We start from the raw sequence: 11914 nt of genomic DNA, 5'->3' as shown, positions 1-11914 counted from the left end.
CAGTGCTACCGGGGATGTGGTGGGATTGGGGGTGATGACTGCGACCGAATCCCAGCCGAAGGTGCAGCCGGAAGACCGGCCTGCGCTGGAGATTCCGGACGCCCTCCCGCTGCAGCCGGAGGACCCGCCGCGGGTCGGCGAGTTCTGGCTCCGCGGCCGCCTCGGCGCCAACGCGGCCGGTTATCTGTACACCGCCAGCTCCGAGGACGGCCGGGACGCGATCGTCGCGATGATGACCGAGGGTTCGGCCGACGACGCCGCCGCCCGCGAGCGGTTCGTGAACGCCGTCGACGAACTCCCCGAGGACGCCGTACTCGCGCACAACGACTCCGACGACGACGATCTCGCGCTCTGGGTCGCGATCGGGCCGATCCGGACCGACGACGGGTCCAGCGCGGCGTCCGACGAGCGGCTGATCGCCGAACGCCGCGGCGAAGATGTTCTGTCCGCGGTGTTGATGGACCGGATCCCGCAGCCCGGGAAGCTCCGCGGGCCGGATTTCCGCCACTACTGGGAGAACCGGCGGCGCCCCGGCCTGTTCCGGATCTGGCCGCTGCCGTGGCCGAACGCGCTGCGCCCGGCGTCGCGGTGGGCGTTGGCGTTCGCACTGCTGACGATGGCCGTGATCATGGCGCTCGCGGTGTTCCTGGCGTGGCTGCTGTTCCGGCACGCCGCGCCTCTGGAGCCGGAGCCCGTCATCCCGACGCCGACCGGGACCACGACGGTCACCGTCACGCCCACCACACCGCCGCCGGGGACCGGGACGGGGTCCGCGACGCCGCCGACGGCCAGCCCCACGACGGGCACACCGAGCACCGGTATCCCGACGGTGGCGCCGACGGGTTCGCCCGGTACGGCGACGAACCCGGGCGACAAGTTCTAGTTCGGTTGCTTGTGCCTCAGCAGGCTCCGTAGACCGAGCAGGCTGATCACCGCCCAGCTGCCCTCCAGCAGCAGGAAGCCCCACGACAGCTGCACAGCGGCGATCGTTGCCAGCACCCCCGATCCGATCAGGTTCAGGAGCTGGTACGTGATCGTGCGCTGCTGCAGCTTGCCGGCCTGGGCGGCGGCGAACGCCACCAGAATGGTGAGCGCGCCAACGATTTCGACGAGATCGATCGCATGCATGAGACGACCCCCTCCCTGAGGGGCAAGGCGTCGTCTTCTCCGACCGGGTACGGCGCCGCTCGTCCGGGGAGCCCGCTGGAACACGAACTCCTGGTGTCAGGATAGCAAGCGCAGCAGCTCCGGATCCTTCCACAGCCGCTCCGGAACCGGCTGCCGGACGAGCGCCGCGTCGGCCCGGATCTCCGCTGGTGACGACGCCGCGATCAGGACCGACGTGACCGCGGAATGCCTGCTGGGAAAGGCGAGCGCTGCCTGCGGCAGTGAGACGCCGTACCGCTCGCAGACCGCCGACAGCCGGCGTGCCTGGACGGTCTCCATGTGCAGCACTTGTGGCGTCAGTACGCCGGACACGACCGCGGAGACGCCGCGCGCCAGGCACCGATCCAGCAGCGGCCGCGCCGACTGATCGAGGATCTCGTACTGCCCGGTGAGCAGCACGCAGTCCAGTTCGAAGTCCCGCACCAGCCGGTCGAGCCGGCGCCAATCGTCCGACACCGCTCCGTATGCCTTGATGACGCCGTCGCGCCGCAGCCGATCGAGCACCGGGTACGCCGCGTCGTCGTCCTGCGCGAACACCAGATCGACGGCCAGACCGAGTCGCTCGCTGCTCGCCCGGACCGAGTCCTCCGGGTCGGCGCCGACCACCTTCGTCGACACCAGGAACTCACCACGCGGCCGCCGCTGCAGCGCCGTACCGAGTCGTCGCTCGGAATCGCCGTACGCCGGAGACGTGTCGAAGAACCTGATGCCGGCCTGGTACGCCGCGTCGATGGTCGCGACTGCTCTTTCGGCCGCGGTCTCGTTTCCCGGGTCGGCTTCTGGGGCGCCGAGATGTGAGCCGCCGAGCCCGAACCGTGGCGGGCGGAACCGGCCCGCGGAGCGGGGTGCGAGCACCTGGCTCGGTGCGGCCATCGCACTCACCTCCGCTGGTCGGTTACCTACCAGGATCGGGGCTCGGCGGCTTTCGCGCATCTCGAACCAGCGCCCCGGCGGCTGAGGTTCACGCCGCCAGTGGAACGCTGACCCACGACGGATCGCCCGCCGGCGAACTGAACGTCACCGTCGACCCGATCACGCTGCGCCCGAGGTACCGCGGATCGACCGTGTCGACCACGAGCACGAGATGATGCCCGGCAGGCACCTCCCAGCTCGTCGCCTCGAGCAGGACGTCGAGCGGGATCGCCTTGCCCGGCGTTGCCCCGCGCAGCGTGTACGGCTTGTGCGAGATCAACGAGCCGACGCCGAGCGCGTCGACGTCGTACAGGTAGGCGAACAGCGACGTACTCGCCGCCGACGGTTTCACGGTGAGATGCATCTTCGGCGACCCGTTGACCACGGCCGCACGATCGAACGCCGGTCCGGACCAAACGCCCGCGAACGTTCTGTCCACGAGCGGCGTCGCAACCCCGGTCGGGATCGACAGCAGCCCTTGCAGAGCACCCGATACGAGCGCGACACCACTGTCGGCAACAGTTGGTATACCGGCCCCGATCGCCCGGCTCCACCCGGTCGACTCGTTCCCTTGCAAAGCGCCGGCCTTCGTGAGGTACGACGTACGCTCCTGGCCGACCGCTGCCCAGTTGGCATACCCACGCCACACGCCGCGCTGCGACTTGAGCTGCACCGGCGCCTCCGTGTCGGCGCCGTTGTCCGCACCCGTGAGGTAATGCCGCAACCAGCCGGCTAGCTCGTCCCACGTCTCATTTGGTAGACCAATCGCCCCGCTCGCCTCCGGCGTGGCGTGATCACCGTGCGCCAGCAGGAGCCGCTTGGGACCGGTCAGCGCGGTGAAGAAGTCCGTGTACTGCGTCGGCGGGAAGATGGAATCCTCGAACGCGTTCGCGAGGAAGACCGCCGGTTTCCGGGCGTTGATTTGGTCTACCATCGTCGCCGCCGAGCGAACCGGCGACAGTTGCTTCGCCTCCGCGATCGCACCGTCGAAGTCACCCGCGACGAACTTCGTCTGCAGGGACGCCATCTCCGGCCCGGGCCGGCCGGTGACGTTGCCCAGGGCAAGCAGACCGGCGACCGCCTGCAGCGCGACGGTGTCGTTCGGATCCAGGGACCGGATCAGATCCGCCCAGCCGCTCAGCGCACCGACCGCCTTGATCCGCGGGTCCTGCGCCGCGGCGAGCAGCGACGTACCGGCGCCGTACGAGATCCCGACCGCGGCGACCCGGCTGGTGTCCGCCGACGTGTGCTCGGCCGCCCAGTCGATCACCTTGCTGACATCGGCGACGGTCGGCGGACCGGCGATGTCGATGCCGCCGCCGGTGTCCCAGAAGCCGCGGCTCGAGTACGAGATCACCTGGAACCCGGCGGTGGCCAGCTTCGCGCACTGACCGACGTACTCGACGTTCGGCACACCCCAACTCGACGGCATCACCACGAGCGGGAACGGTCCGTCGCCCTGCCCGGTCGGCGTCAGTACGACGGCGCCGATCTCGATCCCGTCGGCGCCGGGGATGCGCTGGTACGACGTACTGAACCCTGCCGCTGCCTGACTCGCGTCCGCACGCGGACCGATCGCGATCAGGGTCGTGGCGATCAGGGTCAGGGCAACTGCGAGGGCGGCGGCAAGTTTGCGCACAGGGAGACCTCCGGCAACTGGAATTACCGGAGGGTAACCAGAAAGTTGCCGCTCTGTCACTACTTCGGCACGGTGAGTGCCGGATCGACCCCGGTCGCCTCCACCGACCATGCCCACAGACGCGCCGCCAGCGCAGGGTTCTGTGCGGTGCGGGACGGCAGCACGACCTTCGGCGTACCGCGGTACTCGAAGAAGCTCGGGCCGACCAACGAGCCAGGACGCAGATCCGGGTACGTCGCGGCGTACAGACTCGACCAGGCGCCGGCCGCCGCGGACTGTGCGACCAAGCGCGTCCCGGCGCCCCACAATCGCGCCTGCAGGGCGCGCCCGGCGAGCTCGGGACCGGCTGCCTGCAAGTGTGTCGCCGCATACCCCGGATGCGCCGCGACGCTCAGCAGATCGGCTCCGGCGGCGCGGGCGCGACGATCGAGTTCCAGCATGAAGAGCAGGTTGGCGAGCTTCGACTTCCCGTACGCCTCCCACTTCCGGTAGCTGCTCGCCGGTCGCCGCAGGTCGTCCTCGCTGATACCGCGCACAGTCTTGTGCATGAACGAGCTGACCGTGACCACCCGGCTGCCCTTGACCAGCAACGGAAGCAGTCGACCGGTCAGCGCGAAGTGACCCAGATGATTGGTGCCGAGCTGCAACTCGAACCCGTCGAGCGTCTGCCGGTACGGCGGCGCCATCACGCCGGCGTTGTTGATCAGCAGATCCAGCCTGTCGTACGACTTGACGACCTCCTCGGCCGCCCGCTGGACACTCGCCAGATCAGCCAGGTCCAACTCGAGGACCGCCGGCGCTCGTCCGGCCTTCTGTGTCAGGGTTGCCGCCGCCTGCGCCGCCTTCTCCGGATTCCGCGCAGCGACCAGCACGTCCGCACCATGCCGGAGCAGCTCGAGCGCGGTCTCGTACCCGAGTCCACTCGTGGCACCCGTCACGAGCGCCAGCCGCCCAGTCAGGTCCGGAATGTCCGCCGTACTCCAGGTCATGCGCCCACAGTAGTGGTGGGCGCACGACCTGCTGCTTGCTACGGGAGGATCTTGCGGTCCTGGAAGGCCTTCGTGACCTGGGCGGCGGCCGGCTTTCCGTAGAGCAGCCGGGCAGCCTGGACGGTGTCCTGGGCCGCGGCGGCGAACGACGTGTCGGGGTCGTAGAAGAACGTCGACTCGAGGATCAGCTTGTTCGCCTTCGTCCGGCCGAGCGCCTGGTGGATGTCCCACAGCGCGTTCGACCAGATCTCGCCGTCGTCGTGGACCTCACCGGTCTTGTCGTCGATGGTCTTACCGGTGTCGGTCCGGCGCAGGCAGTGCGGCTCGTCGGTCGTGTACGACGTGGCGTCCCAGTCCATCACGCACGGCAGCTCGAAGCCCTTGCTCACCGGGACCGACATCGTCACGGCCCAGTAGTCGCCGAAGCCCTCGCCGATCGCGCCGGCCTCCTCCGACTCACCGAAGCCCGGCACGACGTCGTCCTGGATCGCGTGCCCGTATTCGTGCCAGATCACCTCGGCGTCCTCGGCGTCGTCGACACCGCCCTCGCCGACCGTGATCATGTCCGTCGACGGGTCGTAGAACGAGTTGTCCCCCGCGTACGTGTCGACCGAGAAGTCCTGCGACTCGTTGTTGACCTCGGTGAACCCGAGTTGGTGGATGTACTCCTGCGTCTGGTTGATGTGGTAATACACCATCACCTGCTCGAACTTGTCGTTCGCGCGCTGGTAGACGAACGTGTTGGTCTTGCTCTGGGCCAGGCCGCCCTTGGCCTCGGCGATGTTGACGTACGTGCCGATGAGCTTGCCGGACCCGTCCAGGTTGCGCAGGATCACGTTCTTCTGCGCCAGGAACAACGCGTCCTGGTTCTTGTCGTTCTGGTCGGTCAGCTTCTCGTTCTGCTCGCTGACCACCGGGTTCGGGTCGAACACCGAGCCGCGGCCGTCGACGTTGTCGCTGATCACCTTCGACTCGACGACGGCGCCGCTGTCCGCGTCGACGAGCGAGCGGGTAACGCCCTCGGCCGAGCGACTGGTGACGTTCCAGACCAGGCGCGCGTTCGGCCCGCCGATCACCGCGAGCTGCGCGGCCCCGCTGGTCGCCCCCGGCTGCGGTACGACGTTCTTGTTCGGCCCGGCGATCCGGGCACGGTTCGCGCGCGCGGTGACCGCTGCGTTGGCGGTCTGCGTAGCGGACGCCGGCGCGACCGCCGCACTGACATCCAGGTTCGCCGGTACGGCGTCCCGGCCGTCCGCGATCTGCACCGCGCCATCCTTGGCCACGTGCTTGGCGTAGTACCCATTGATCACCGGCAGCCCCTTGAAGGTCTGCTGGTACCAATAATGCTTGCCAAGCAACGACGTCTTGCTCTTGACCAACTTCAGCCCGTTCGGATTGCCCGGCGCCGCTTCCGGCGCGGCCCCCGCGGCACTGGTAAACGACAACCCAAGCGACACAGTGGCCAACCCTGCAGTAACAGCCACAAGCGCCTGACGGCGTTTCCTCATCCGTTTCCCTCCCACATCCAGCTTCCGTAACGCAACCACTACGATCCGTCAAACCCTAGTTGCGCACAGCACCCCCTGGGAAGCAGAAAGTCACCGCCCCCCACCCCACAAGGGAAACCCTCCTACCCCGAGCCTCCCCACCGTGCCCTCACCCACCGCCCACAACCCAGCCCCCGCCCACGGACCCATCAGCAACTCCCTGGAGCAACGCCTGGACTCCTAAAGCACAACAGCCCGACCACATGGGTCGAGCTGTCATGCCCCGCACTTACGAACGCCGAATCTGCAGCAGCAGAGCAGACATCGCAGCCACGAGCGGCAAAAGCCCCGGAGAGAACACCGCAACCACGGCAACCACGATCAGGACAACCTGAGCGACCCGCCGAAGCAGACCAATCAGACTCCCCATCAACGAGGTCAACGCAACCACATTGGCATTCCAACGCTCAACTTTCTTCTGGAAAGAAGTGCGCGCACGACGGGCGTTAGTAGCAACCATGGACTCGACTCCTGGTTTCAGGTGACGAATTCGCCCAGAGTTGCGCTAACAACCACCCGGCGAATCGATCACAAGTGAACGAAAGCACCGTGTGGTACCTCTGTCTTTTCATACAGGCTAGCAAGCCTGCATCCTGGGCTAACAGCCTTGCGCCGATAGCCGCCTGTCGCGACATCCGATATGGTGAAGCGTCGGCGGAGGTGCGCTAACACCGTTGATGCTGATGAGACCGCGGCGCATCTTTGGACTCGACTCCGTGCGCCGCGGTCTGCTCTACGCTCGCAGATTAACCAGGACAGGGCCGACGCGAACGCCGTTCGATCGGGCGAGCGAGACCAACGCATGGCCGGCGGGCACGTCGGTACGGTCGATGATGTCGTGGCGCCGTATCGCATCCAGGGCCGCGGGTGTCATGCCCGCTTCAACCACGCAGGTTGACGAGCACCGGGCCTACTCGCGCACCATTCGATCGCGCGAGTGAGATCAGTGCGTGCCCAGGCGGAACTCCGGTGATGATGTCGGAAACAGACCAACGGGCTCGCTCGATGCGGCGGGCACTATAGCCCGCCGTTTGACTCTCTGTCCGACCGTCCGCCGATCCGTACTGGTCATAGCGAACACCTGAGGTTGCGCTTCTGTTGATTGTCGTCTCAGTCACGTATTGGTCGCCGAACCATCGAGAGAAGACGTCGGCGTCCGCAGGATCGATCCCGCCGAACACCGCCTTGCAACCAGTGGATCCGAACACTGTGGCACGCACGTCAGGCGGGAAGTCAGTCATCGTCTGCGTCAGCAGAACCAAGCCTGCGTTGTTGGAACGCAACTTCTGAACGCCGCGCGCGACGTAGTCGTCGACGAATCGACCCGCCTCGTCAATGACGAGACCTTTGAAGATCGACCGGTCGGCCTCCGAAGATGACGTGATCTGCACGAACTGAGACACAACGAGCCGAGCGAGAATCCGGGATGCGTCAGGGTATTCAGCTTCTGGGAGCGAGACGCGGACCCTGACGGGCCTGTTCAGATCACGCATTTGGAATGTCGGCCCGGGATGGTCGAGCAACTTACGAAGCGACGGCCGGTCGAGAAGAGCGAACCGCTCGACAAGACTTGCCGCTGGGTCCGCGGTCCGCTGGATCTGCGTCCGACGAGTATCCAGTAGCGCCTTCAGATCCTTCGCACCGGGACCCTTGAGCCGCGACTTGACGCCGTCGATCGCACTTTGATCCGCGCGAAGCAAGCCGAGCAGCTCCGGAACCGTCGGCCATCGCTCGTAGGCCGTGTAGAAAGGCTCCAAGCAGGCGTACAGCGCGTTCTTCGAAGCGTCGATAAAGTACGCCTTGTCGTCGGTGACCCGTGGTGGGAGCAGCGCGGACGCTAGGCGATCCGCCGCCACGTCGGCGGTCCTCGATCCACCGAACAAGCTGAATCCACAGGTTGGATTAAGAGGGTCAATCGTGACGTCGAACCATCCGGCATATGCGAAGTCAGTCGATTTGGGATCAACTACGACCATGCTGGCCTTACCAGTCAGCGCCGCGAGCGACAGGTGTTCGACGATCGGGATCGCGATACCGCGAGTCTTACCCGAGCCGGGAGGGCCGATGACGAGCAGCGAGGTTCGGAGGACGTCCAGGTCCAGGCCAAAATCGCCGACAACCCCGTAGTCGCTCCGGTGATCGGGTACAACTTCCCCCAGTCTTACCTGCCCAGCGAGCAGATTGTGTACTGCGAACCGAGGCTGCGGCAGATTGCGCTGTTGGGACGGGTGAACCAGCGCAGCGCCGTGCTCCCGCGCGACCGCGTCGGCGAGACGCTCCAGCTCGGCCGGGTCATGCCGCGCACGCGCAATGCCGTGGGCGATCCTCGCTCGATCCACATCACCGAAATCGGCACCAGCCGCGAGTTCGTCCAGATGGTCGGCGAGTTCGGAGTGTGATGCACGGATGGAATCCCACGGCTGTGTCGTCGGCTCCGCAACGCCCGGTGAAACGTCGGCAGTCCGATCGCTCGCGACCTCGGCTCCGGCTATGGCAGCCAGTTTCCGCTTGAATGATTCGAAGCGTTCGCGGCGTCCGTTCATGATCGCGTTCCCTGTGTATAGCGCTCGAGGGTTCGGATTCGATCCGCAAGTGATGGGTGCGTGGCGTACAACGCGCCACGCCAGCCCGCAGCGCGTCGAGCGACGTCATGCCCCTGGGATTGAAGGTCGTACAGGAAAGCAATCGTATCTCGCGCGTAGCCCAACTCAGCTGACACACGATCAGCCATCAGCTCTGCTCGACGGCTGAACCAGGCCAAGGGAATCGGAACCAAGATCGGCAGGATCGCGTACTCGGCCCACCCCCAGCGTCCAAAGATGAGCGAATTGAGAATCAGTCCGCCAAGGGATAGGGCGAAGAAGCCTACGATCAGACAGCCGAGAGCGGGGACACGGCCGCCGATACGAAACAATGCCTGGATGAACGAAACGAGCAAGCGGCCCGGCAGCGCGTACCAAAACACGAGCAACCCGGCCCACGGGTGACCACCGCGATGATGCCCGAGCTCGTGTGCAAGTACCGCTTGCAGCTGCCTGGGCGGCAAGTTGTTCAGTGCCCAACGCGTGACGGAGACCGAGCGACCCGCCACTGCCGAACCATTGATGGTGTCAGATTCTTCGACCCAGAGCCTGTAATAGCCGGGATCGACCTCGGCACGTGCGCAAACCGCCCGCCACGAGATATCGAGCTTCTGTTGCTCCATCAGTGTCGGCCGGCGTAATCGGTACAGGTACCTCGCGATATAGTCCTCGGTCGCAGGCCAAATGACCACGAGGCCCGACAGAATCCAGAGCACGACAATCATGAGGCTGACCCAGCCCGACGAGAACCAGGAAGCAACTGACGACACAACGCCAAAACTCCACAGCGCCCACGGAATCCCAAGCAACAATTCGGCCGCGGACGGAACCGAGATCCGGACGCCCTGCTGCGGCGGTGGCGCAGGTAGGGCAGGCACGTCGGTTGGACTGAAGGACCCAGGTGCAGTGTCCGGCGCGTCTGGCGCTCCTCGGTCGCCTTGACTACGAGGAGTTGGCTGCCAACTGTCGGCCGAGAACGAACCAGGCCGATCGTCTTGTCCGTCTGATGCGTCAGATGCGTTCATCCACGACTTCCCGCACCGTCCGACGACTCACAGTCGACAAACCCTCCACCTCGTCCCGCCTTCATCGGCCAATTCGTCCTCTGTCACGAGAAGCTCAATACATCGAGACATGCACATGGTCAAAGTGTCCACCGGTCGCACTCGACGGATCGTAGACTCCCCCGCCGTTGTACACACGCCACTGCCCCGTCCGGGCACTCCAAATCTTCCCGTACCAGATGACATACCGCACGCCAGTCTGCGCAGCCGTCTGAACGGTCCAGTTTGCGTAGCGGTCCCCCTTTGCCCGTGCTGCCGGTACTTTGCGACCATCGCCGCCGACAAAGACGTCGCAGGCCTTGCCCTTGGGGTGGTCACTTGTCGGGTTCCACGCATGCGCATCCCAGCAAGACATGCTCGGGTTCTGTAGGGCACCTCGCGCGGCCGCGACCCAAGATGCGGTCCGCGGAGTCACCATGCCCCCCGTACCCGTCGGGTCTGGAACAGTCTGTTCCTCCGGCGGCCAGTGACCAGCAATCGGCTTTCCGTCAACCAGACCGCCATCACACACATCGCCTGCTTGGCCCGGAGTCTCGGTGCTGCCTCCCCCGCCTGGGGCGCCGCCGGTGCGACCGGCGTACGGATCACCTGCGCGATTGAGGTCGATACCGGCAAGCCCAGCGATCTGCCTCGCCTGCTGCTCACGAAGCGCGTAGCGATCCGGAAAAGCCGACACCTGCACGGCTTGTGCCGCATCACCAAGATTCATCGACGGCCATCCATTGATGTCGACGAGCCCCGGTGGGCTCGGCGGCGCTGAACCGCCGAAGAAGGCACCCGCTGCATAACTCGGATCCATGATTTGCGCGGGCGTTCCCCATCCGGCACCTGGCCGTTGCTGGAACAGACCAACCGAATCCGCATCGCCATAACTCAGATTCTGCAGATCCGATTCGACCAGGGCCGTCATCAGCGCGATCAGTGTCGCCTGTCCCGGCAAGCCACGTTGTACGGCAACCCGGTCGATGATTCTTGCGTAGGCGACCTGACTGGCCCGCAGTGGCCCTTTCGCCTCGGGATCTTGGCCCGCCCCCGGGGCATTCGGCGGGCAAGCGGCATTGACCTGGTCGCCGGTCGCGCCGAAGGGTGCAAGCACGACGACAGCCATAAGGGTCAAGATCGCACCCATGCCCGCGATCTTCGGGGCGATGCTCTTGGCGCCAGCAAGGCCAGCGGCCTGAGCGAGATCACGGCCGCTAAACATTCAAGCCGTCCAAGGGTGCCGTCATGGCCCCGTCCCGCCGTCGATCGACCCGACCAACCAACGATCACCTTCGCGAAACAAGGTCACAAGCAAGGGCACATCGAAGATTCCGGCATCCTTGCCAGTCGTCTGTACCTTGACTGTGACGAGCCGGGTGATCCTGGTTGGAGTATCTGTCGGTGCTGTATCTGGCCTCGGCGCGGCCACCGCAACCGACAGAACCTTCGATGTGCCTCCAGAATTCCGCAGAGCGTCGTACGTCGCGTCACCTGCACTCGCGAAGCTCGTGGCAAGTTCGGGCGTCGTGAACTGGCTAGCCCGGTCGACGAGTTGCTCATAGGTCTCGGTTGCTGGCGTGCGCTTGTAGAACAAATTCGCCCAGCTGCGCGCCGTGGTGTCAGCCGCTGTGGTCGCGGCCACGCCCGGCCGTTCTGTCTGTGGCGGAGGGGTCGTCAATGGTTCGGCCGCTGAGCCCGTGATCTCGGACACCGACGGTTGCGACGTACCCGACTCGCTCACCGAACTGGCGCCCGGTGTGAGCAGACCGACCGGATCCTGATCCTCCGACTTCTGACCGAGGAGCCGCGGGAGCCCGCCGCCAACGCCCAAGACGATAACGGCCAGCAGAACCACGACAGCGATCACTCCAAGCGGACTCGCCGGCTCGCTCCGCCTGCGGTCACGCAGCTCCGCGCGCTGGCGGGCGGCATCCTCCGAACGGCGCTGGCGGCGAGACCTCCGCTCGGATGTCTCATCCGGGTGTGTGCTGTTGCCGTCAGTTGATTCCTGACCGTGATCTCGAGCTGCCGG

11 protein-coding genes and 1 riboswitch are annotated in these 11914 nt (G+C 65.9%); of the genes, 1 reads left to right on the top strand and 10 read right to left on the bottom strand.

Annotated features, from left to right (window positions below; genetic code table 11):
* The first annotated feature begins 34 nt into the window (after positions 1-34).
* Positions 35-883 carry a hypothetical protein gene (locus EV651_RS02555; RefSeq protein ID WP_133781513.1) on the top strand — a complete coding sequence of 283 codons (849 nt, stop codon included), beginning with the start codon at positions 35-37 and terminating at the stop codon, positions 881-883.
* Here EV651_RS02555 and EV651_RS02550 read toward each other — a convergent pair.
* The 10 genes from EV651_RS02550 to EV651_RS02505 all read right to left on the bottom strand — a co-directional run bounded on the left by EV651_RS02550 (position 880) and on the right by EV651_RS02505 (position 11749).
* Positions 880-1128 carry a hypothetical protein gene (locus EV651_RS02550; protein ID WP_133781511.1) on the bottom strand — a complete coding sequence of 83 codons (249 nt, stop codon included), beginning with the start codon at positions 1126-1128 and terminating at the stop codon, positions 880-882. The two genes, EV651_RS02555 and EV651_RS02550, sit on opposite strands and share 4 nt — an antisense overlap.
* Positions 1129-1152: 24 nt before the next feature.
* Positions 1153-1221, bottom strand: a riboswitch (guanidine-III (ykkC-III) riboswitch).
* Positions 1222-1224: 3 nt separating this feature from the next.
* On the bottom strand, positions 1225-2040 hold the full coding sequence (locus EV651_RS02545; protein ID WP_166658469.1) for an aldo/keto reductase: 816 nt from the start codon (positions 2038-2040) through the stop codon (positions 1225-1227).
* 88 nt (positions 2041-2128) lie between these two features.
* Positions 2129-3718, bottom strand: coding sequence for an alpha/beta fold hydrolase (locus tag EV651_RS02540; protein WP_133781507.1), 1590 nt, complete (start codon positions 3716-3718; stop codon positions 2129-2131).
* A 59-nt stretch (positions 3719-3777) separates the two neighbouring features.
* The gene (locus EV651_RS02535; RefSeq protein ID WP_133781505.1) at positions 3778-4707 is read right to left on the bottom strand and encodes an oxidoreductase; all 930 of its coding nucleotides are present in this window, start codon (positions 4705-4707) and stop codon (positions 3778-3780) included.
* A 38-nt stretch (positions 4708-4745) separates the two neighbouring features.
* Positions 4746-6164, bottom strand: a complete 1419-nt coding sequence (locus EV651_RS02530; protein WP_202870124.1) for a M36 family metallopeptidase — start codon at positions 6162-6164, stop codon at positions 4746-4748.
* A 319-nt stretch (positions 6165-6483) separates the two neighbouring features.
* On the bottom strand, positions 6484-6714 hold the full coding sequence (locus tag EV651_RS02525) for a hypothetical protein (RefSeq protein ID WP_133781501.1): 231 nt from the start codon (positions 6712-6714) through the stop codon (positions 6484-6486).
* Positions 6715-7135: 421 nt separating this feature from the next.
* Positions 7136-8797, bottom strand: coding sequence for a type IV secretory system conjugative DNA transfer family protein (locus EV651_RS02520; protein WP_133781499.1), 1662 nt, complete (start codon positions 8795-8797; stop codon positions 7136-7138).
* The gene (locus EV651_RS02515) at positions 8794-9714 is read right to left on the bottom strand and encodes a M48 family metalloprotease (RefSeq protein ID WP_166658468.1); all 921 of its coding nucleotides are present in this window, start codon (positions 9712-9714) and stop codon (positions 8794-8796) included. Before EV651_RS02515 ends, EV651_RS02520 begins: the two co-directional genes overlap by 4 nt.
* Positions 9715-9955: 241 nt before the next feature.
* Positions 9956-11008, bottom strand: coding sequence for a hypothetical protein (locus EV651_RS02510; protein WP_238156605.1), 1053 nt, complete (start codon positions 11006-11008; stop codon positions 9956-9958).
* Positions 11009-11125: 117 nt separating this feature from the next.
* Positions 11126-11749 (bottom strand): hypothetical protein, encoded by a 624-nt coding sequence (locus EV651_RS02505; protein WP_133781493.1) that lies wholly within the window; start codon positions 11747-11749, stop codon positions 11126-11128.
* Positions 11750-11914 lie beyond the last annotated feature (165 nt).

It is taken from the genome of Kribbella sp. VKM Ac-2571, from assembly GCF_004362255.1.
GTDB lineage: Bacteria > Actinomycetota > Actinomycetes > Propionibacteriales > Kribbellaceae > Kribbella > Kribbella pratensis.
This window is presented reverse-complemented; position numbering and strand designations above follow the sequence as displayed.